Below are 21,108 nucleotides of genomic sequence, written 5' to 3' on the forward strand. Positions count from 1 at the left end.
CCCGATGGTGGGGGCATGAGTGACGTGACAGTGGTGGGCCTCGGCCCGATGGGGTCGAAGATGGCCGAGACGTTCCTGGCCGCGGGCCACGCGGTCAAGGTGTGGAACCGTACGGCGAGCAAGGCAGATCCGCTGGTCGCCCAGGGTGCGGTGCGGGCGGCGTCGGCGGCGGACGGCGAGCTGCTGGTGGTCAGCCAGATCAGCTACCAGGCGATGTACGACAGCCTCGGCGAGGCGCGGCTGGACGGGAAGGTGGTGGTCAACCTCAGCTCCGGCTCCCCGGACGAGCTGCGCGAGGCGGCGCGGTGGGTGGCGGGGCGCGGCGGCACGCTGATCACGGCGGGCATCATGGTGCCGCCGCCGGGGATCGGGCAGCCGGGCGCGTACAGCTTCTACAGCGGCCCGCAGGACGTGCTCGACCGGCACCGGGCGACGCTGGAGGCGCTCGGCGGGGTCACGTACGTGGGGGCGGACCACGGCCTGGCGATGATGTACTACCAGGCCCTGCTGCTGATCTTCTGGACGAGCCTGACCAGCCACATGCACGCCATGGCGATGCTGGGCTCGGCCGGGGTGTCGGCGCTGGAGTTCCTGCCGTTCGCGCGGGAGCTGTTCACGCAGCTCGGCGGCGACGGCCCCATGGGGTACGCGAAGATCCTCGCGGAGGAGGTCGCCGCCGGCGTCTACCCGGGCGGGGAGAACTCCCTGCACATGCAGGCGGTCAGCCTCGGCCACGCGCTGGAGGCGCTGACGCAGGCCGGGGTGGAGACCACGGTGCCGGAGGCGCTGCTGCGGCTGTTCGAGCGCGCCGACGCCGAGGGCCGCGGCGAGGAGGGCCTCGGCACCGTGATCGAGAGCATCAAGAAGCCCTAGTGGTTGGCGAGGAAGGCGAGCAGGTCCTGCCGGGTGATCAGCCCGGCGGGCTTGCCGTCTTCGAGCACAACCGCCGCATCCGCCTTCTCCAGCGCTTCCACCGCACGCGCCACAGGTTCACCGTTGCCGATCGTGGGTAGCGGCGCGGACATGTGATCGGAGATCGGATCGTCGGAGGAGAGCCTGCCGTGGTAGAGGGCTTCGAGGAGGTCGCGCTCGACGATGGAGCCGATCACCTCGGCCGCCATGACTGGCGGCTCCTCCTTCATGACCGGAAGCTGCGACACGGAGTACTCGCGCATGATCGCGATGGCGGTGCCGACCGACTCGTGCGGGTGCGCGTGCACGAACTCCGGCAGCCCCGGCCCCTTGCGCGCCAGCACGTCGCCGACCAGGCCCTCGTCGGAGCTGGTGGTCAGGAAGCCGTAGTCGGCCATCCAGTCGTCGTTGAAGATCTTCGACAGGTAGCCGCGCCCGCCGTCGGGCAGCAGCACGACCACCATGTCGCCGGGCTGCGCCGCCGCCGCGACACGCAGCGCCGCCACGACCGCCATGCCGCACGAGCCGCCGACCAGCAGCCCCTCCTCGCGGGCGAGGCGGCGCGTCATGGTGAACGAGTCCTTGTCGGACACCGCGATGATCTCGTCGCAGATCTCGGTGTCGTACGTGGCCGGCCAGATGTCCTCCCCGACCCCCTCCACGAGGTACGGGCGGCCGGACCCGCCGGAGTAGACCGAGCCCTCCGGGTCAGCGCCGATGATCTTCACGCGCCCGCCCGAGACCTCCTTGAGGTAGCGCCCGGTGCCGCTGATCGTGCCGCCGGTGCCGATGCCCGCCACGAAGTGCGTGATCCGGCCGTCGGTCTGCTCCCACAGCTCGGGGCCCGTGGAGTGGTAGTGCGAGTCGGGGTTGTTGACGTTGGAGTACTGGTTCGGCTTCCAGGCGTTCGGCACCTCGCGGGCCAGCCGGTCGGAGACCGAGTAGTAGGAGTCGGGGTGGTCGGGCGAGACCGCGGTCGGGCAGACCACGACCTCCGCGCCGTACGCCCGCAGCACCGCGATCTTGTCCTGGGCCACCTTGTCCGGCACTACGAACAGGCACCGGTAGCCCTTCTGCTGGGCCACGATGGCCAGCCCCACGCCGGTGTTGCCGGAGGTCGGCTCCACGATCACGCCACCCGGGCGCAGCTCGCCCGACTTCTCCGCGGCCTCGATCATGCGGACGGCGATGCGGTCCTTGACGGACCCGCCGGGGTTGAAGTACTCGACCTTCGCCACCACCTGCGCAGGCAGCCCCGCGTTGACTTTGTGCAGGCGGACGAGCGGAGTGTTCCCCATGAGGTCGACGAGGGAATCGTAAACGCGCACCGAGGTGTTCACCTTCTTCACCGAAGCTTGGTCAGCTTGCCAACGGCCGAGATCCAGTGGGGGTGGCAGGCCCTCGGCTAGTTCCAAGCAAACGCTACCGCCGAGTTGGACCGAGGAGGCACGTACGTGGTCTGGGCAGCTGGCATGGCGCGCGCGGCGCGGAGGATCGCTACAGCGGCGGCGCTCGGAGGCGGTGGGCTGACGGCTCTGGGAGCCACGGCCTACGGCCTGCTGATCGCCGAGGGTCTGCTCGCCCGCAAGGCGATCGGCCAGCCCCACGGCCTGGACGGGCCGCCCTCCGACGGCGTGTACGGCGAGTTCCCCGGCGAGCCGATCAAGATGGCGATGCTCGGCGACTCCACCTCCGTGGGCCTGGGCGTGACCGACCCGGCCAAGACCCCCGCCGTGCTGCTGGCCAACGGCCTGGCCGCGGTCGCCGAGCGGCCCGTGCGGCTGGTCGTCGCGGGCAAGTCCGGCGCGCCGTCGGCGGAGCTGGCCGAGCAGGTGGACGTGGCTCTGGCCATGGAGCCCGACGTGGCAGTGATCTTCGTGGGGGCCAACGACATCATCACGCAGACGCCGCCGGCCATCGCCGTACGACACCTGACCAAGGCCGTGCGGCGGCTGCGGGACGCCGGCGCCGAGGTGATCGTCGGCACCTGCCCCGACCTCGGCACCGTGCGGCCCATCGCGCAGCCGCTGCGCTGGGTGACGCGCCGGTGGAGCCGGCAGCTCGCCGCGGCGCAGACGGTCGCGGTGGTGGACGCGGGCGGACGTACGGTGGCGTTCGCCGACGTCCTGGGCCCCGAGTTCGATACAAACCCGACAGAAATGTTCGGACCCGATCGTTTCCATCCAAGTGACCGAGGTTACGCGCAGGCCGCTTACGCGGTGCTACCGTCAGTGTGCGCTGCGTTGGGGCTGTGGCCTGAGCCCCGGCCCGCACGCGGCGAAGCTCTGCAACCGATCTACCTCGCGGCGGCTACGGCCGCGGAGGAGCCCGGCACCGAGGTCACCGCGACCAGGGTCGACGGGCGGGCGACGGGCCTGCACGGGAAGTGGGCGACGTTGTTCCGCCGGCGACTCGGCGAGGCCGTCAACGACGCCTGACGGCCGCGCGCCTCCAGCCGGTCACTCTGCGCTCCGGAGCCGTCACTCCCCCATCCTTTTTGGAGTGAATTGCCCGTGCTCCGGCCCCTCTGGAAAACGTCCATCGCTCTCGCCGGAACCCTCGCCGCCCCCTTCGCCCTCGCCGCCTGCTCCGGCAGCGACGCGGCCACCTCGAAGTTCCCCACCTGGCAGAACACCCAGGTCAACGCCGTCAGCCGGATGGCAGTGGCGGCCGGCGTCGTCGCCGTCACCTCCATGAGACCCGACGGCGCCCTCGAGACCGTCGCCGTCGGCCTGCGCGACGGCAGGCGCCTGTGGGCCCACCCCGCCACGATGGCCGGCCGCCTGCCCGGCATGGGCGTCTCCGCCCCCGCGATCGTCCAGACGACCGCCGGACAGGCCATGGTCGTGGCGCTCGACCCGGCCAAGAAGGGCCGCTGGAACGCCACGCTCATCGCCCGCGACGCCCGCACCGGGGCCCCCAAGTGGACGCGGCCCATCCACTCCACGTTCGGGCCGCAACGCTGCGGTCCGTACATCTGCCTGTCCGAGCACACCGCCCTCGCCAAGGCCCGCATGGTGGTGCTCGACCCCGCCACCGGCAAGCAACTGTGGAACCTGCCCGGCATCTCCGAGGTCGAATGGTCCGATCAGGGGCGCGTCGTCCTGCTCCGGCTCGCCGCCAACCCCATGGTCGAGTCGTACGAGGCCAAGACCGGCAAGCTGCAGTGGCAGCAGCCCATCGAGCAGGCGCTCGGCCCCGGCACCGACCTGTCCGGCGGCTGGGCGTTCGGCGCGGCCGGCGACGACCTGGTCGGCTACGTCGCCCCCTACACCAACCCGCAGACCAGGAAGATCTCCACCTTCGGCCTGTTCTCCATCCGCATCGCCGACGGCACCATCAACTGGATGCGGCCCTCCGTCGTCCGCGTCTACCCCAGCGGCTCCCCCGGCTTCGCCCCCGTCGTCCGGCCCGTCGACCAGCAGGGCACCTACGGCGGCTTCGCCCGCCTCGACCCCGCCACCGGCCGCGTGGTCGGCCAGATCAGCGCCACCGACGTGCCCGGCTCCGGCTGGTGGCTGGCCTTCCCCGACCGCATGGACAAGCTCGGCTTCCTCAAGCACGACGCCAAGGGCACCGCCTTCGACGTCACCTCGGGGCGGTCGGTGCCGGTGGAGGAGGAACGCGGCTGGTCCTTCTGCATCACCGACCCCAAACCCCTGCCCCTGAAGGGCCAGCCACCCGGCTTCTACTCGACGGCCGCCCTCTGCGAATACAACCTCGCCACCGGCAAACGCGCCCCCTCCACCACCGTCCCGCCCCCCTGGTTCACGGGCAGCCAGGACGGCTGGCGCCTGTGGCGCGACGAAAAGGGCGCCTTGCACGCCATCAACGACCAAACAGCCCCAACACCCGGCATGTACGGCTAACCACCCCCGGCCCGCCACCCCGCCCCAGCGCCCCGCCCCCCTCTCGGGCCCGGCCCCGGCCAGCCTTGCCTGAGCGGCCCCCTCCCCCGCGCAAGGACCCTGCCCGCGCCACGGCCGCGCAAGGACCCGCAGGCACTACGGCGGCACGGCACACGGCGCCGCAGCACCCGTCCCAGACGGCACGCCCGCGGCCTCACCCGGCAGGCGCCCCGCGACGCACCGGACGGCGAGCGCTCACGGACGCCGCAACCGGACAGCACCGCTGCACCCCAGCCGGGCAGCACCACCGGATGCCGCAGGCGATCAGCATGCCGACCACCACAGCCGGCCACCGCCGCCGGCGCAGCGTCGCAGGCGAGCACCGCGACAGGCGCAACGTCTCCGAGCGCCGCAGGTGGGCAGCGCCGCAGCCGGACAGCGCCACCTGCCCGGCGCGCCAGGCACCGCAGCCGGGCAGCGCCATCGAGTGCCGCAGCCGATCACATGCCGATCGCCGCAGGCGGACAGCGGCGCAGCGTGCTTGCGCAGCCGCCGCGCCAGACGTGCACGGCGCCGCGCGGCGGCAGCCCCCCTCACCCCCGAAGGGACCCGCACCCACGGCGGTGGGAGGGCCGCGTCCCGAGGGGTGGCGGGTCTTGCGGAGAGAACTGGAATATAGTTCTACTATTAGCGCCGACAAAGGAGGGGCCATGCCCGAGGCAGTCATCGTCGCAACCGCGCGTTCCCCCATCGGGCGAGCCTTCAAGGGCTCGCTCAAGGACATCCGCCCCGACGACCTGACCGTGCAGATGATCAAGGCGGCGCTGGCGAAGGTGCCGCAGCTCGACCCCGCCTCGATCGAGGACATCATGCTGGGCTGCGGCCTGCCCGGAGGCGAGCAGGGCTTCAACATGGCCCGCGTGGTGGCGGTGATGCTGGGGCTCGACAACGTGCCCGGCACTACGGTGACCCGCTACTGCTCCTCCTCCCTGCAGACCACGAGGATGGCCTTCCACGCCATCAAGGCCGGCGAGGGTGACGTGTTCGTCTCGGCGGGTGTCGAGACGGTCTCGCGGTTCGTCAAGGGCAACTCCGACTCGCTGCCCGACACGCACAACCCGATCTTCCTGGAGGCCCGCGAGCGCACGAAGGCGTTCGCGGAGGGCGGGAAGACGTGGCACGACCCGCGCGAGGACGGCGCCGTCCCCGACATCTACATCGCGATGGGGCAGACGGCGGAGAACCTGGCGCAGATCAAGGGCGTCTCGCGTCAGGAGCAGGACGAGTTCGGCGTGCGCTCGCAGAACCTGGCGGAGAAGGCGCTGGCCGACGGGTTCTGGCAGAAGGACATCACGCCGGTGACGCTGCCGGACGGCACGGTGGTCAGCAAGGACGACGGCCCGCGGGCGGGCACGACGTACGAGAAGGTGTCCTCGCTGCAGCCGGTCTTCCGCCCGGACGGCACGGTCACGGCGGGCAACTGCTGCCCGCTGAACGACGGCGCGGCGGCGGTCGTGATCATGAGTGACGTCAAGGCGGCGGAGCTGGGCATCACGCCGCTGGCCAGGATCGTCTCCACCGGCGTCTCGGGTTTGTCGCCCGAGATCATGGGCCTCGGCCCGGTGGAGGCGTCGAAGCAGGCGCTGGCCAGGGCCGGCATGGCGATCGACGACATCGACCTGGTGGAGATCAACGAGGCGTTCGCGGCGCAGGTGATCCCCTCGTACAAGGAGCTGGGCATCGACCTCGACCGGCTCAACGTCAACGGCGGCGCGATCGCGGTCGGTCACCCGTTCGGCATGACGGGGGCCAGGATCACCTCGACGCTGATCAACAGCCTGCAGCACCACGACAAGAGCATCGGCCTGGAGACGATGTGCGTGGGCGGCGGCCAGGGCATGGCGATGGTCGTCGAACGACTGAGCTGATCAAAAAGGAAGCTGATCAAAAGGTCGAGCGCCTGAGCTGATCGGCCAAGGTGTGCCGGCGAGCCGCGGCCGGGGTCCTCGCCGCGGCTCGCCGAACCCCTACCCGTGCCGGGTCGGCCCCACGCGTGTGGGGGTGATGCGCATGATGACGCGCCGGTCGCGCTCCATGGCGGCGCGGTAGTCGTCCCAGTCGGGGTGCTCGCCCGAGATGTCGCGGTAGTAGGTGACCAGCAGGTCCATCGCCTCGGGCAGGTGGATGATCTCCGCCGTGCCGTCGACCTGGATCCATTCGCCGAAGAAGCCGTCGGTGAACGCGCAGAGCGAGACCGCGGGATCGCGGAGGGCGTTGCGGACCTTGGCCGCGGTCTCCCTGGAGCTGATCACCACGCGGCCGTCCTGCACCCCGACCGTGATCGGGGACATCTGCGGGCGCCCGTCGCGGTGTCTGGTGAGCAGGACCGCGCGGTGATGGTGGCGGAGAAAGTCGAGTGCCTTGTCGAGATCCATGACCTCATGATGACGCGCCCGCGCTTGGGGCACGGGCGCGGGGATGGGTGGGCTTAGATGAAGCCCATACGGTTACGGCGGTGCCGCTCGTGCTCGTGGACGATGGCGGCGGCGTAGCCGTGGGTCAGCCCGTGCTCGTCGGCGAGCCAGTTGGCCCGCTCGTCACACCGTAGGAAGCTCGGGCCGTTGTCGATGGCTTGAAACCACTCGGGGAGTTCGCGTCCCGTGATCGTCGGGACCCTTGCGATGAGCTTCGTCTGCGTCTCCGGTGAGTGGTTCAAGGACATGGGCACCTCCGCGGATTAAGGTCCTTTGCTTGACACTGCAACACGGACGTGCGAATGGCAAGCCCCAGTCCGGCATCTCTTCGTGACGGCAGGTAGATTTTCGGTCGCTCAGCGCAGAGGGCCCCGCCGGAACGGCGGAGCCCTCGTGGGTGTCGTGGCGATGAACGGTCAGTCGCTACTCGTGAAATAGCTGACGAACCGCAGCACCTCCAGGTAGATCCACACCAGGCTCAGCGTGAGGCCGAACGCGCACTGCCAGGCGAACTTCTCCGGGGCGCCCTGCTTGACGCCCTGCTCGACGGAGTCGAAGTCGAGCAGCAGGAAGAAGCAGCCGAGCAGGATCATCGCGATGCTGAAGATCCAGCCGAGCGGGGTGTCGGTGCGCAGGCCGAGACCGCCGTCGTTGAACAGGCCGACGATCAGGTTGACGAGCACGAGGCCGACGGCCGCGATCGCGGCGGCGACCACGAACTTGACCAGCTTGGGTGTCACCCGGACGATGCGCAGGGCGTAGACGGTCAGCACCGCCCCGAACGCGAAGGCCGTGCCGAGCACCGCTTGCAGCACGATGCCGCTGATCATGCCTTCGAAGACGGAGCTGATCTTGCCCAGGAAGACGCCCTCGGCGACCGCGTAGCCCAGGATGAGCGCCGGGTTGGTGCTCATGGTGAACGACGCGATCAGGCCCAGGACGAGCGCGACGACGGCCGCCCCGATGGCGACCATGGGCGGTACGTTGAGATACCAGGCCGCCGCGGCGGCCAGGACGAGCGCCCCGAGGGTCATGAACCCTCGGACCACGACGTCGTCGATCGTCATGGTCCGGTACGCCGGCCGGGACGGTGGTGCGTACGACGGCGCGTCGTACATGTTCTGCAGCTGGTCGGGGGACGGGGTGGGGCCGGCCCAGCCCGCCGCGGCCTGCTGCCGCGACCTGCTGAATACGGGGTTCTTGCTCTCCATCGCTGCCTCCTGTGTCGCCGAGCCTACGGGGCCCGGCGCCACCTTGGTCAACTGACGCTCAGATCGATGTTCATTCGGGACTTCGGCTGCGATCACAACGAACGTGCCCGCCCAGGAGTTCCCCAGGTCACCAGCGGGCCGGGAAATCCTCCCGCGGGGTCGCCGGCGGGCTCCGTCTCATGCCATGAGACGTTTCCCGCGTGAAAACCCGGCTGTAAGGCGTAGTCAACCATTCACGGAAAGAAACTCCGGCAAAGGCGGGGGGCGAGCAGAAAACCACCGGATTGTCAATATCCCGGGCGGTCATCCACCACCAGTGATCGGCCGGTCACAGGACAAATCCATAACAACTCGATATCGGCCGGGAGGCCGCCGTTGGCGTCCTGCTGGGAGCCCGTCCGGGGGGCGCGGTAAACCGCCAGGTCAGCGACCTAAATTGGGTATAAGTTGCAAGTGCCCCCGGCGGGATTCGAACCCGCACGTCAACCCTTTTAAGGGGTTTGCCTCTGCCATTGGGCTACGGGGGCGCCGTAATCATACGAAACGGACCATGCTTCCGAGGAGCACAACTTCGCATCAGGCGTCACAAGTGTGAAGTCTGCGGTGAAGTGATAGCACTCCAGGGACTCTGTCCAAGAAGAGTAGACCGTCCAGATGGTCGAGTTGGTGCTGAATGCACCGAGCTTCGATGGCATCCGCTTCGATGGTGACGGCCTCGCCCGTGCCTGGCAAATGCCCATGTACGGTGATACGCGTCGCACGGCGTACGTCGGCGGTGAGCCCGATGATCGAGGCGCACCCCTCGCGGCCGTCGTCCCAGTGGGCCGCGCTGGCGAGCCTGGGATTGGCCACCACGAGCTCTCCGGCCCACGACCTACTCCGGGGGTGGCGCCGGGCGTCAAAGGCGATGAGCCGCAGGCTCAGGCCGATCTGGGGGCCGCCAGGCCCGTCGTGGAGGGCGCGCGGCGCAAGGTGGCCAGCAGATCCGCCGCGGCGGCCACGACCTCGGGGGCGGTCGGGTCCACCGGCTCGGCCACGGCGGTCAGGAGGGGGTGCGGGGCGCCGAGCACCTCGCGGACCGTACCCCCTGGCCTGATCACAGCAAGTCCGGTTCGACAGGCCGGAAGGTGATGTCGGAGTCGAGACTGGCGCCGACGGCCGCCAGCCTGCGCATGAGCGCCGCCACGTCCACCTGCTTCGGCAGCTCCACGTCGGCGATCAGGACGTAGAGGCGGCCGGTGAGCCTGGTGCTCATGCCGGTGATGTTGCCGCCGTCCGCGGCGAGGACGGCGCTGATCGCGGAGATGATGCCCGGCCGGTCGGGGCCGTGCACCGTCAGGACGTAGCCGAGGCCGTCGCCCTCCTCGCAGAAGTGCCGGCTGGTCCCGATGGCGGAGGCGCTCACCACCAGGTCGGGCGCCTCCACCCGCTTCCTGAGCTCCGCCGGGTCCAGCTCGCCGGAGACGAGCAGCATCATCGCGACGTGGCCGCCGAGCAACGTCATGGTCGAGTCCTGGATGTTCGCGCCGCAGTCGGCGAGCGAACCGGTTACTGCGGCGATCACGCCGGGCCGGTCGACGCCGAGCACGGTCACCGCTGAAAGACCCACCCGTGGTACCCCTTCCGCTTGCGACCAGGGGTGCCGAAAACGCCCCGGCAATGGTTCGCCGGGGCGCTGCCGTACCTGGGCTAGCGGCGGGTCGTCGCCACCGCGGCCCTGAAGCCCTCACGCGGGTGCTCCATCTCACCCAGAGAGATCGTCTCGCGCTTGAAGAACAGGGCCAGGGTCCAATCGACGACGACACGGACCTTGCGGTTCAGCGTCGGCACCCGCGACAGATGGTAGGTCCGGTGCATGAACCACGCAGGGAATCCGCGAAGCTTGACGCCATAGACATTGGCGACGCCCTGATGCAGGCCCAGACCGGCCACCGATCCGACATACTTGTGGCGGTATTCGACCAGTTCCTGGCCCCGAAGGTGACGGACGATGTTGTCGGCCAGCACCTTCGCCTGCCGCACGGCGTGCTGGGCGTTCGGCGCGCAGTACTGCCCGGGGTTCGTGACGTCGGGCACCCCGGCGGCGTCGCCCGCCGCGAAGGCGCCCGGCGTGCCCGCCACGGTGAGCATGGCCGTGGTCTTGATCCGGCCGCGCTCGTCGAGCGGCAGGTCGCTGTCGTTCACCACGGGGCTGGGCTTGACGCCCGCGGTCCACACGAGCGTCTCGGCGTCGAACTCCTCGCCGTCCGACAGCACCACGTGCCCGCCGACGCACGACTCCAGCCGGGTGTCGAGCCGGACGTCGATGCCGCGCTCGCGCAGCTGCTCCAGCGTCCACTTGCCCATCTCGGGGCCGACCTCGGGCAGCACCCGGTTGGTGGCCTCCACGAGCACCCAGCGGATGTCCGACGGCTTGATGTTGCGGTAGTAGCGCGTCGAGTCCTTCGCCATGTCCTCCAGCTCGGCCAGGGCCTCGACGCCCGCGAAGCCGGCGCCGACCACCACGAACGTCAGCGCCCTGCGCCGCACCGCCGGGTCGTCGGTCGACTCGGCCACGTCGAGCAGGTGCAGCACGCGGTTGCGCAGCGCGATGGCCTCCCCGACGGTCTTGAACCCGATGCCGATGTCGGTCAGGCCCGGGATGGGCAGCGTGCGCGAGATCGAGCCCGCCGCCATGACGATCACGTCGTACGCCACCTGCCGCGGCTCGCCCTCGGCGGGCTGGAAGGTGACGGTGCGGCCGGCGTGGTCGACCTTGGTCACGGTGCCGTTCAGGATGTGCACCTTGGGCAGGACCCGCCGCAGCGGGGCCACCATGTGGCGCGGCGAGAGGTTGCCCGCCGCGGCCTCCGGCAGGAACGGCTGGTAGGTCATGTAGGACTGGGGGTCGATGATCGTGATGCGGGCTTCTCCGCTGCGCAGCTCGCGGTGGAGCTTGCGCTGCAGCCGCAGCGCCGTGTAAAGGCCGACGTATCCGCCGCCGACGATCAAAATGTGCTGGTTCATCCTGAGGCCCCATCCCTCGTGGGAATGCTTGTGAAAGCATTCACAAGCTTACGTCAGAGGCTTCCTGCGAATCCAATCCTGGGGTGGTGGGACGCGTCACACAGCCAGTGACCTGGCCCTGGTGAAGATGTCGTCCAGCATTTGGGCGGTGACGCGGCCGGTAAAGGTGTTCTGCTGGCTCGGGTGGTAGCAGCCGATCAAGGTGACGGGCGCCGCGCCGTACGAGACCTCGACCTCTGCCCCGTGGCCGAACGGCGGGCGGCTGCGCGGCAGCGCGTAACCCGCGTCCTTGAGCGCCGGCCACATCGCCTGCCAGGCGAACCCGCCGAGCGCCACCACCACCCGCACGTACGGCGCCACCAGCGCCACCTCCCGCGCCATCCACGGGAAGCACGCCGCCTTCTCCTCCGGCAGCGGCTTGTTCGCCGGCGGCGCGCAGCGCACCGACGCCAGCACGCGCGTCTGCGGCAGCTCCTGCCCGTCGTCCGCGTACGTGCTGGTCTCCTTCGCCGCCAGCCCGCACCGGTACAGCGAGGCGAACAGCCAGTCGCCGCTGCGGTCCCCCGTGAAGATCCGCCCGGTCCTGTTGCCCCCGTGCGCGGCCGGCGCCAGCCCCACCAGCAGGATCCGCGGCCGCTCGGCGCCCCAGCCCGGGACGGGACGGCCCCAGTACGTCTCGTCCGCGAACGCGCGCCGCCGCACCTCGGCGACGTCCTCACGCCACTCCACCAGGCGGGGACACGCACGGCAGACGGACTGCTCTGCCGTGAGCTCCGCGAGGGTGCTGCTGGCGGCGGCGAGGCGGCGCACGTCCGCGGGGTTCAGGGCGACCGGGGTGTCAGGGGTCGCGGGGTCGCCGGGCCAGCCAGTGCCAGGAGGTACGAAGCTCATGACACCGATGGTGCCCGATCAGTCCTTGTGCTCCGGCGCGGCGCTCTGGGTCGGCTTCCGCGTCTGCGCGGGCGCCTGCGACGGCCGCACCGTCGCCATCGGCTCCGGCGCCGGCGTGGAGCAGGCGGTGGCCGTGGCCACCTGCCCGTCCTGCCCGTCGTCCTCGACCAGGGGCAGCGGGTAGCGGTTGAGCACCGGCTCGCCGCAGGCCCGGTCCACGCGGTAGCCGTAGAACTCGGGGTTCGTCACGAACGGGTTGCCGTCCTGGTCGTAGAGGTAGACGTCGGTCAGCGGCGTGCCGTCCTTGGCGTAGGGGCGCAGGTTGTAGACGCCGTCGGACGAGGCCGGCTGCATCCACACCGCCTGGTCCTCCTCCGGTTGCGGCGTGAGCGCGTCGCCCGCCGCCACCATGCCCACGAACAACGCGAACCCGGCCACCGCGTTCACCACCACGGCCGCCAGCCCGAGCAGCCGCCGCCCGCTCCCCCGGCCGCCGCGCCGCTCGTTGCTGCGGCCGAACCAGACCGACGCCCAGATCCCGGCGATGACGGCCAGCCAGGCAGGCGGCGTCATGGGGACGAGCGCGGGCTCACCCGCGAACGCCACCAGCACCATGGCCAGCACGTAACCCCGCAGCACCCACCACCCAGGCCGCAGCTCCGGCAGGAAGCGCGCAAAGCTCCGGTAAGGCCCGTATCCCATCAGCCCGGCATAGACCCTCCGGATCCGGTCGCGCGGCCCCGTACGGCGTCTACCGCCGCTCTGAGGCCGCTCCCCGTACGCGGAGGCCAGCTCCTCGGCATACGCCTCGGGCGGCCCCAGCCGGTTCTCCAGCGGCAGGTCCGACTCCGCGGCGATCTCGGCGAGATGGTCGTCGAGGTCCTCCAGCAGCTCCTCCCGCTCGGGATGGTCGGCCAGGGCATCCCGTACGGCCTGCGCGTACTGTTCGGGGGTCATTCTTGTCCCTCCTTGAGCAGGGCGGCCATGGTGGCCGAGAAGGAGGCCCAGGTCTTGGCCGAGGCGGCGTACATGTCCCTGCCGACGTCGTTGAGCCCGTAGTACTTGCGATGCGGCCCCTCATCGGAGGCCACCACGTATGAGGTGAGGGCGCCGGCCTTGAACAGGCGGCGCAGCGTGCCGTAGACGGAGGCGTCGCCGACCTCCTGCAACCCGGCCTCCCTGAGCCTGCGCACGACGTCGTAGCCGTAGCCGTCGCGTTCGTTCAGGACGGCCAGCACGGCCAGGTCGAGCACTCCCTTGAGGAGCTGGCTGCTGTCCACGCGAAGCACACTACTGTGCTTAGCGCAGTAGTGGCAACAGAAAAACCGGGCGGCACCCGAAGGCGCCACCCGGCTCAATCGATCAGCTTCGTACCGCTCAGCTGCAGACGTAGGACTTGGTGTCGGTGTCGCTGCCACCAGGCCCCGAGACCGAGAGCGTCACGGTGCCATGCTTCCTTGAGAGGAACTGGCCGCCGTCCACGCCGTGCGTGCCACTGTGCTCCGGGCAATGGTGACGACAGGAAAAACCGGGCGGCACCCGAAGGCGCCACCCGGTTCAGCCGGTCAGCTCAGTGCCGTTCAGGCAGCCGAGGAGGACGCCGACTCCGCAGGAGCCGGGGCCTCGCAGGACGAGTAGGACTGCGTCACGACGTCACTGTTGTCCGGGCCGACAACCAGGAACGTCACAGTGCCGCCCTTGGTCGCGGCACCGGTGAGCGTGGCGGACAGGCCGTCGACGGACTTCGTCCCCTTGCCGTCGAAGGTCACCTCACCGCTCTTGACCGCGGTGCCGTTCAGCGACCACTGGTAGCGGACCTTGCCGGGACCCGTCGAGGTGATGGAGCCCGTGGAGGTCAGCGCGCAGCTGGCGCTGTTCGTCACAGAAGCGGCCGCGGACACCTTGATGTCGTGCGACTCGGGGGACTTGTGGTCGTCGCGGTGGTCGTCGCGGCGCTCGTCCTTGCACCAGACCTTGTAGTAAGCCCGGTTGGAGGAGGTGGCGTCGGGGCTCAGCACCTCGAGCTGCGCCCAGCCGCGCTGGCTGTGACGCGGGTTGATGCCGAAGCCGACCTTGCGGGCGTCGCGGACCTTGATCTTGCCGTAGTCGACCACGTCACCGTTGAGGACCCAGCGGTAACGGACCCACGACGGACGGTCGACCTTGATCAGGCCGGTGAAGTCGATCTTGTCGCCGTAGGTGTCGCAGCGGCCGGCGTACGAGCTCGGGCTGGCCCAGGCGCGCGCCGTGACCGTCGGGTCGAGCTGCGTACGGTCGACCTCCTGAGCCTCCTGGCAGGAGACCGAGAAGTAGCCCCGCTTCGAGGTGACCTTCTTCGGACCGAGGACCTGGACGGCCTCCCAGCCCTTGACGTCCTCCTTGAAGGTGATGGCCTGCTTGACCGTCACCGTCTTGGTGCCGTGGCCCTTGAGCTTGATCACGTTGACCTTGCCCTTGGACCCGTCACCGTGGAGCCAGCGGTAGGCCAGCTCCGTCTTGCCCTTGACGGGCACCTTGATCTGGGCCGCGAAGTTGATCTTTGTCGGGCAGGAACCTTCGTAGTCGCCCGGGGAGGCCTTCGGCGCGGAGACCGAGACCTTGGGCGCCGCCTTGGTGGCCGCCTGGGCGGGGCTGGACAGCAGACCCGCGGACAGACCGGCCAGCACCGCGGCCGAAGCGCCGAACGCGGCGGCCTTACGTGCTAACCCAACAGACATCATGTGAGAGTGCTCCATTCCGTGAGGGAAGAGACGCGCTCGGGAACGGTCGCCACGCCGGCGCCTTTCGCGCATAGCGATATGGCAAAGCCCCCGTAATGCCCCTTTACCTAATCACAATACTGAATGCACGCTCAACACGGCCCGCAGATCGGAAATGTCCGGATTTCTTCAGCTACCGGCGAGGGCCCAGGCGATTCCGTCGAGGATGTCGTGCTCGCTCACCACGACCTGGGAAAACGCGAAACGGCGAACGATCCGGTCAAGAATTAGCGCACCCGCGCCAATCACGTCAACCCTCCCCGGATGCATGACCGGCACCGCCGCCCGCTCACCATGCGTCATCGCCAGCAACCGCCGCGTCACCTCGTGCACCTGCTCCGCTGAGATCCGGGAGTGGTGGATGCGCTCCGAGTCGTACTTGGGCAGGTCGAGCACGATGCCCGCGATCGTCGTCACCGAGCCCGCCAGGCCCACCAGCGTGTGCGCCTCCCGCACCGGGACCGCGGCCTCCACCCGGTCGAGCGCGGCCTCGACGTCCGCCACCACGGCCTCCAGGGCCTGCGCGGGAGACGGGTCGCCCACGCCGCGCAGGTGCCGCTCCGTCAGGCGGACGCAGCCGATGTCCACCGACAACATCGCCTGCGCGTGCTCCGCGCCGAGCACGAACTCCGTCGAGCCGCCCCCGATGTCCACCACCAGGTACGGGGGCAGCGGGCCCTGCGGCACCTCGGTCTCCGGCGACAGGCGCACCAGCCCCCTGGTGGCGCCCGTGAACGACAGCTCCGCCTCCTCGGCCCCCGACACCACCTCCGGCTCCACCCCGAAGATCTCGCGGACCCCCGCCACGAACTCGTGCCGGTTGGCCGCGTCGCGCGTCGCGCTCGTCGCCGCCACGCGCGTCGCGACGGCGCCGTGCCGCTCGATCAGCTCCTGGTAGGAGCGCATCACCTTGAACGTGCGCGCCAGGGCGTCGGGCGACAGCCGGCCCGTCTCGTCGACGCCCTCACCCAGGCGGACGATCTCCATCAGCCGCTCGACGTCCGTCAGCTCCTCGCCTTCGACGTCGGCGATGAGCAGGCGTACGGAATTGGTGCCGCAGTCGACGGCGGCTACACGCATGGTCCTTCACTCCACCAGTCGGGGAGTGCGTCGAGCGCCTCCCTGCCGAACGGGTTCGTCCCGGGGGCCGCCAGCTCGTGCGCCACCAGCGCGTGCAGGCACTTGACCCGCTCCGGCATGCCCCCGGTGCTCTGCATGTCGCGCGGGAGCGGCTCCAGCCCCTCCTCCTTCGCGGCCTCGTCGCGCCTGGCGACGTAGTCGTCGTGCGCCGCCCGGTAGGCCGCCGCCAGCTCCGGCTCGGTCACCAGCCTGGCCTGCATCTCGCGCATCAGGCCCGAGCCCTCCAGCGTGCCGATGGCCGAGGCCGCCTTCGGGCAGGTCAGGTAGTAGAGCGTCGGGAAGGGCGAGCCGTCGGGCAGCCGGGGCGCGGTCTCCACCACGTCGGGATTGCCGCACGGGCAGCGGTGCGCCACCCCGCGCAACCCCCGGGGCGGCCGCCCGAGCTGCTTCTCGACGACCTCGACGTCCTTACTGTCCAACACTTTCCCTTCCCGTCACCGCGCGGCGCCCGGTGCCCTTGTCGGCGGCCTCCACCGACTCCCACAGCGTCTCGTACCACGGCGGCACCGCCGCCGGCTGCTTCACGGCCGACTGCCGCTCGGGCTGCTCGGGCTCCATCACCACGTAACACTTCTCGCCCGGCCCGCAGTAATGCAGCCGCTCCTTCGCCGTCTTCTTGATCCAGTTGGGGTCGTCGCTCTGCCGGTCGCGGGCGAGCAACGCCTGCTTCTCCGCCTCGACCCTGGCCTTCTCGGCGCGCAGCTCGGAGATGCTGCGACGCAGGCTGATGTACTCGCGCACAGGGTAGGCCAGGCTCATCGCGATCGCGCACACCACGACGGCCAGGATGGCGGCCCTCCCGGTGAGCTGCGGCCTTTTCGCCAATTGCTGCACACCCCCTCAAGTACGGCTCGCGGCCGGATTACGGGGTGCCGCGAGCCGTACTCGAAACTAGCGCCGGAAACGCGGGAAAGCCGCGCGACCCGCGTAGCGCGCGGCGTCATCGAGCAGCTCCTCGATGCGCAGCAGCTGGTTGTACTTGGCGACGCGGTCGGAGCGGGCCGGCGCGCCGGTCTTGATCTGGCCGCAGTTGACCGCCACCGCCAGGTCGGCGATCGTCGTGTCCTCGGTCTCGCCCGAGCGGTGGCTCATCATGCAGCGGTAGCCGCTGCGGTGGGCCAGGTCCACGGCGTCGAGCGTCTCCGACAGCGTGCCGATCTGGTTCACCTTGACCAGCAGGGCATTGGCCGCGCCCTCCTTGATGCCGCGCTCCAGCCGCTCCGGGTTCGTCACGAACAGGTCGTCGCCGACGAGCTGCACCTTGTCGCCCAGCGAGGCCGTGATGGCCTTCCAGCCCTCCCAGTCCTCCTCGTTCAGCGGGTCCTCGATGGAGACGAGCGGGTAGTTGGCGACCAGGTCCTCGTAGAACGCGATGAGCTCCTGCGACGACAGGCCCTTGCCGTCGATCGTGTAGACGCCGTCCTTGTGGAACTCGGAGGCGGCCACGTCGAGCGCCAGCGCGACGTCCTCGCCCGGCACGTAGCCGGCCTTCTCGATGGCGACCAGGATCAGGTCGAGCGCGTCGCGGTTGGAGGGCAGGTTGGGCGCGAAACCGCCCTCGTCGCCCAGGCCCGTGGCGTAACCCTTCTCCTTCAGCACCGCCTTCAGCGCGTGGTACACCTCCGTGCCCATGCGCACGGCCTCGCGGAACGTCTCCGCCCCGATCGGCGCGATCATGAACTCCTGGATGTCCACGTTCGTGTCGGCGTGGGCACCGCCGTTGAGGATGTTCATCATCGGCACGGGCAGCACGTGCGCGTTGGGGCCGCCCAGGTAGCGGAACAGCGGCAGGTCCGCGCTGTCGGCGGCGGCCTTCGCCACGGCCAGCGAGACACCGAGGATGGCGTTGGCGCCGAGCTTCGCCTTGTTCGGCGTGCGGTCCAGATCGATCATGATCTGGTCGATGATGCGCTGGTCCTCGGCCTCGATCCCGCTGATCTCCTCCTGGATCTCGTCCGTCACGGCGAGCACGGCCTTCTCCACGCCCTTGCCGCCGTACCGCTTGCCGCCGTCACGCAGCTCGACCGCCTCGAACTGGCCGGTGGACGCACCGCTCGGCACGGCCGCGCGGCCGGTGCTGCCGTCGTCGAGCACGACCTCGACCTCGACCGTGGGGTTGCCCCGGGAGTCGAGGATCTCGCGAGCGTATACGACCTCGATGGTAGCCACGGGATGCGCTCCTAAATCGAAAGGTGATATGCCGTCAGAGCCTATCGGTACGGCCGCACGCGGGGTCGGCACGGTCAGGCGCCGCCCTGTGAGGTGTTGCCCGCCAACCGCCCCCTCGCCAGGCCCTCCCGTCAGGCGTTGCCTGTGAGGCTCCAGGCCTGGAGGCGGCCGGCCCGCTCGGCGACCAGGAGGCCGTCGCCCACCGCCAGCGACGTCACCTCCGTGCCCGCGCCCAGCAGGACGCCCAGCCGGTCGCCCTGGTCGGCGTTCCACACCTGGACGCCGGCGCCGCCCGCCGCGATCATCCTGCGCCCGCCGGCCGCCGTCCCGCCGACCGCCGCTCCTCCCGTGCTGAGCGAACGGACGAGCTTGCCGGTGGTCAGGTCGTACAGGCCGGTGGAGCCGCCGACCGTGACGGCGGCCAGGTCGTTCCCGAACGTGGTCAGCGCGCGGACCCGGCCCTTCGCCCTGACTCCCGGACCGGCCCCAGCACCCCGCCGTCGGTGCCGATCAGCGGCCGTCCTGCCCGCTCGTTCCACGCCACCGCGCTGACCGGGGCGGAGACGTTCTGGCGCGCGCCGACCAGCTCGTGCGTGACCAGGTCCGTCGTCCGCACCTGGCCGTCGGGGCAGCCGGTGACGGCGACCGCGTGGCCGCGCCACGTGCCCAGGCCCAGGACGCCGCCGCCGGCGTCACAGCCCATCTGCCAGGGGCCCTGCTTGGCGTCGCCGATCCGCCAGCGCCGCAGCCGCCCGCCCTTGTCCGTCCAGACGACGGTCTGGCTGCCGCCGACCGTGGCCAGGCCCATCGACAACACCGGCGTCTGGACGGGGGTCGCCAGCTTCGCCACCCGCTTGCCCGTCCGCGCGTCCCACACGCTGATCGAGCCGTCGCCGCGGTCAGCGAGGGCCACCACCGGGGTCCCCTTGTGGTGCCCGATCGCCACCGCCCCGACCCCCGCGCCGGCGCCCGGCCCGAACTCCGGCCCGATCGCCACCCCGAACACGGGCGCCGCACTCGCGCTCACCCTCGGCCCCGTCCCGACGCCGGGCGTCCACACGCCTCGCGACACCAGCCCGGCCACCAGCCCAACGGCCAGCAACGCCCCGACCCCCACCACGACCGCCCGCCCGGAACGGGATCGCCTGGCACTGTCGCCGCGCGCCGCCCGCCGCCTCCTGCCCCCTGCGCCACCCGGCTGCCCGCCCGGCAGCCCGCTTGGCGCGCCATCCGGCTGCCCGTCCAAGTGCTCGCCCAGTCGCCCACCCGAAGGGCCGCTCGGCTGCCCGGCCGCCACATGCCATCCAGTCCCGGTGACGGGCACGGCGGGCGCGCCGGTGCCGGTGCCAGTACCGGTGCCAATGCCGGCGCTGGGGCCAATGCCGGCGCCGGGGCCGGGGCCGGCTGGGGTGCCGTGGCGCGGGCGCTGCTCAGCGTTGCCGGAGTGCCGAGCGCTCGTGCCGCGCACCGGGCCGGGCCGCTCACCACGATCGGCGCGCATCCCGCGCGCGCCGGTGCCATTCTCCGCAGCCTGCCGCTCGCCGACGCCGCTCGCCGCGCCTTGATGCGGGCCGACGCCGCTCGCCGCACCTTGATGCGGACCGGCGTCATTCGCCGCAGACTGGCGCGCGCCGATGCCGCTCGCCGCGCCTTGATGCGGGCCGGCGTCATTCGCCGCAGACTGCCGGGTGCCGGTGCCACTCGCCCCAGCCCGATGCGCGTCGGAGTCACTCGCCGCAGCCTGCGGCGCGCCGGGGCCGGTCGCCGCGCCCCGAGGCCTCTCGGCAGCGGCCGGGGCCGGGCGTGGCGGGCCAGGGGGAGGCGAAGCTGCGGCGACGCGGCGTACCAGGCGCATCAGGACGTCGTCCGCCGACGGTCGCTGCCGCGGGTCCTTGGACAGGCAGGTTTCCAGGACGGCACGCAGCGGCTCCGCCACCGCCGCCAGATCCGGGTCGGCGTGCAGGATGCGGTGCATGACGGCCGGGATCGAGTCGCGTCCGAACAGGGGCTCGCCGGTCGCGGCGAAGCCCATGGTGGAGGCCCAGCTGAAGACGTCCGTGGCCGCCGTGACGCTGTCGCCGGCGATCTGCTCGGGGGCCATGAACCCGGGCGTCCCGACCACGAGGCTGCCGGTGGTCGCGGCGTCCATGGCCTTGGCGATGCCGAAGTCGATCACGCGCGGCCCGTCGGGGCCCATGAGGATGTTGCTGGGTTTGAAGTCGCGGTGCACGATGCCGGCCCCGTGGATGGCGGTGAGGGCGGTGATCGTGCCGACGGCGAGGCGTTCGAGGTCGCCGCCCGCGAGCGGCCCGGCGCCGGTGACCTGGTCGTGCAGGGACGGGCCTTCGATGTACTCGCTGACGATGTACGGCCGTCCTTCGACGAGCCCGCTGTCGAGGACCTTGGCGGTGCAGAAGCCGGCGACCCCGGCGGCGATGGCGCTCTCCTGGAGGAATCTGCGTTCGGCGCGCGCGTCACCCAGGAGCCGGGCGTGCAGCATCTTGACGGCGACGTGCGTGCCGTCGGTGTCCTGGCCGAGGTACACCGAGCCTTGCCCGCCGTCGCCGAGCCGACCGAGCAGGCGGTAGCCGGCCACGTGCCGCGGCTCCCCCGAGTGCAGCGGTCTCACTGGTTCAAGTCCCCCTGGTCGCACCGTCACAGCCCCCAGGGGATCCTGACATTTCCCGACTTATCGCGC

General features: G+C 70.8%; 22 protein-coding genes and 1 tRNA gene. 4 read left to right on the forward strand and 19 right to left on the reverse strand.

Annotation, left to right across the window (positions count from 1 at the left end):
- Nucleotides 1-15 precede the first annotated feature (15 nt).
- Nucleotides 16-873 carry an NAD(P)-dependent oxidoreductase gene (locus tag KIS93_RS26700; protein WP_080045106.1) on the forward strand — a complete coding sequence of 286 codons (858 nt, stop codon included), beginning with the start codon at nt 16-18 and terminating at the stop codon, nt 871-873.
- Here the strand turns inward: KIS93_RS26700 and KIS93_RS26705 are convergent.
- Complete coding sequence (locus tag KIS93_RS26705) at nt 870-2,240, reverse strand: cystathionine beta-synthase (protein WP_080047477.1); 1,371 nt, start codon at nt 2,238-2,240, stop codon at nt 870-872. The genes KIS93_RS26700 and KIS93_RS26705 overlap by 4 nt on opposite strands.
- A gap of 126 nt (nt 2,241-2,366) precedes the next feature.
- On the opposite strand from KIS93_RS26705, the gene KIS93_RS26710 reads away from it, so the two are divergent.
- From KIS93_RS26710 to KIS93_RS26720, 3 genes are all read left to right on the forward strand, one after another.
- A complete protein-coding gene (locus KIS93_RS26710; RefSeq protein WP_230465780.1) occupies nt 2,367-3,350 on the forward strand; it encodes an SGNH/GDSL hydrolase family protein in 984 nt (327 codons plus the stop codon).
- 75 nt (nt 3,351-3,425) lie between these two features.
- Nucleotides 3,426-4,781, forward strand: a complete 1,356-nt coding sequence (locus KIS93_RS26715; RefSeq protein ID WP_080045104.1) for an outer membrane protein assembly factor BamB family protein — start codon at nt 3,426-3,428, stop codon at nt 4,779-4,781.
- Between the two features lie 689 nt (nt 4,782-5,470).
- Complete coding sequence (locus tag KIS93_RS26720) at nt 5,471-6,688, forward strand: acetyl-CoA C-acetyltransferase (RefSeq protein ID WP_080045103.1); 1,218 nt, start codon at nt 5,471-5,473, stop codon at nt 6,686-6,688.
- A gap of 99 nt (nt 6,689-6,787) precedes the next feature.
- On the opposite strand, the gene KIS93_RS26725 is transcribed toward KIS93_RS26720, so the two are convergent.
- The 18 genes from KIS93_RS26725 to KIS93_RS26805 all read right to left on the reverse strand — a co-directional run bounded on the left by KIS93_RS26725 (nt 6,788) and on the right by KIS93_RS26805 (nt 21,039).
- Nucleotides 6,788-7,195 carry a PPOX class F420-dependent oxidoreductase gene (locus tag KIS93_RS26725; protein ID WP_080045102.1) on the reverse strand — a complete coding sequence of 136 codons (408 nt, stop codon included), beginning with the start codon at nt 7,193-7,195 and terminating at the stop codon, nt 6,788-6,790.
- Between the two features lie 53 nt (nt 7,196-7,248).
- Complete coding sequence (locus KIS93_RS26730; RefSeq protein WP_080045101.1) at nt 7,249-7,482, reverse strand: DUF4287 domain-containing protein; 234 nt, start codon at nt 7,480-7,482, stop codon at nt 7,249-7,251.
- Nucleotides 7,483-7,650: 168 nt separating this feature from the next.
- The gene (locus tag KIS93_RS26735) at nt 7,651-8,445 is read right to left on the reverse strand and encodes a Bax inhibitor-1/YccA family protein (RefSeq protein ID WP_080045100.1); all 795 of its coding nucleotides are present in this window, start codon (nt 8,443-8,445) and stop codon (nt 7,651-7,653) included.
- 454 nt (nt 8,446-8,899) lie between these two features.
- Nucleotides 8,900-8,972, reverse strand: a tRNA-Leu gene (locus KIS93_RS26740).
- A gap of 49 nt (nt 8,973-9,021) precedes the next feature.
- Nucleotides 9,022-9,375, reverse strand: coding sequence for a peptide deformylase (locus KIS93_RS69125; protein ID WP_420895882.1), 354 nt, complete (start codon nt 9,373-9,375; stop codon nt 9,022-9,024).
- Nucleotides 9,366-9,515 carry a hypothetical protein gene (locus tag KIS93_RS65670; protein ID WP_246005371.1) on the reverse strand — a complete coding sequence of 50 codons (150 nt, stop codon included), beginning with the start codon at nt 9,513-9,515 and terminating at the stop codon, nt 9,366-9,368. The genes KIS93_RS69125 and KIS93_RS65670 overlap by 10 nt, the downstream gene beginning before the upstream one ends.
- Nucleotides 9,516-9,541: 26 nt before the next feature.
- Complete coding sequence (locus KIS93_RS26750; protein WP_080045098.1) at nt 9,542-10,054, reverse strand: glycine cleavage system transcriptional repressor; 513 nt, start codon at nt 10,052-10,054, stop codon at nt 9,542-9,544.
- 80 nt (nt 10,055-10,134) lie between these two features.
- Nucleotides 10,135-11,451 carry an NAD(P)/FAD-dependent oxidoreductase gene (locus tag KIS93_RS26755; protein WP_080045097.1) on the reverse strand — a complete coding sequence of 439 codons (1,317 nt, stop codon included), beginning with the start codon at nt 11,449-11,451 and terminating at the stop codon, nt 10,135-10,137.
- 96 nt (nt 11,452-11,547) lie between these two features.
- The gene (locus KIS93_RS26760; protein WP_080045096.1) at nt 11,548-12,342 is read right to left on the reverse strand and encodes a uracil-DNA glycosylase; all 795 of its coding nucleotides are present in this window, start codon (nt 12,340-12,342) and stop codon (nt 11,548-11,550) included.
- A gap of 18 nt (nt 12,343-12,360) precedes the next feature.
- Nucleotides 12,361-13,299, reverse strand: coding sequence for a hypothetical protein (locus KIS93_RS26765; RefSeq protein WP_080045095.1), 939 nt, complete (start codon nt 13,297-13,299; stop codon nt 12,361-12,363).
- Nucleotides 13,296-13,622 carry a PadR family transcriptional regulator gene (locus KIS93_RS26770; protein WP_080045094.1) on the reverse strand — a complete coding sequence of 109 codons (327 nt, stop codon included), beginning with the start codon at nt 13,620-13,622 and terminating at the stop codon, nt 13,296-13,298. Before KIS93_RS26770 ends, KIS93_RS26765 begins: the two co-directional genes overlap by 4 nt.
- Nucleotides 13,623-13,922: 300 nt before the next feature.
- Nucleotides 13,923-15,062, reverse strand: a complete 1,140-nt coding sequence (locus tag KIS93_RS26775) for a hypothetical protein (RefSeq protein WP_155129067.1) — start codon at nt 15,060-15,062, stop codon at nt 13,923-13,925.
- A gap of 168 nt (nt 15,063-15,230) precedes the next feature.
- On the reverse strand, nt 15,231-16,181 hold the full coding sequence (locus tag KIS93_RS26780; RefSeq protein ID WP_080045092.1) for a Ppx/GppA phosphatase family protein: 951 nt from the start codon (nt 16,179-16,181) through the stop codon (nt 15,231-15,233).
- Entirely contained in the window at nt 16,172-16,660 is a 489-nt protein-coding gene (locus KIS93_RS26785) for a DUF501 domain-containing protein (RefSeq protein ID WP_155130109.1), read from the reverse strand. The genes KIS93_RS26780 and KIS93_RS26785 overlap by 10 nt, the downstream gene beginning before the upstream one ends.
- A complete protein-coding gene (locus KIS93_RS26790; protein ID WP_080045090.1) occupies nt 16,650-17,066 on the reverse strand; it encodes an FtsB family cell division protein in 417 nt (138 codons plus the stop codon). Before KIS93_RS26790 ends, KIS93_RS26785 begins: the two co-directional genes overlap by 11 nt.
- Nucleotides 17,067-17,132: 66 nt before the next feature.
- The gene (eno, locus tag KIS93_RS26795; RefSeq protein ID WP_080045089.1) at nt 17,133-18,410 is read right to left on the reverse strand and encodes a phosphopyruvate hydratase; all 1,278 of its coding nucleotides are present in this window, start codon (nt 18,408-18,410) and stop codon (nt 17,133-17,135) included.
- A gap of 131 nt (nt 18,411-18,541) precedes the next feature.
- Nucleotides 18,542-18,949 (reverse strand): WD40 repeat domain-containing protein, encoded by a 408-nt coding sequence (locus tag KIS93_RS26800; RefSeq protein ID WP_186404454.1) that lies wholly within the window; start codon nt 18,947-18,949, stop codon nt 18,542-18,544.
- Nucleotides 18,853-21,039, reverse strand: coding sequence for a serine/threonine protein kinase (locus tag KIS93_RS26805; protein ID WP_186404455.1), 2,187 nt, complete (start codon nt 21,037-21,039; stop codon nt 18,853-18,855). The genes KIS93_RS26800 and KIS93_RS26805 overlap by 97 nt, the downstream gene beginning before the upstream one ends.
- Nucleotides 21,040-21,108 lie beyond the last annotated feature (69 nt).

Origin of the sequence: [Actinomadura] parvosata subsp. kistnae (assembly GCF_900323885.1) — a bacterium.
GTDB classification, from domain to species: Bacteria; Actinomycetota; Actinomycetes; order Streptosporangiales; family Streptosporangiaceae; genus Nonomuraea; species Nonomuraea composti.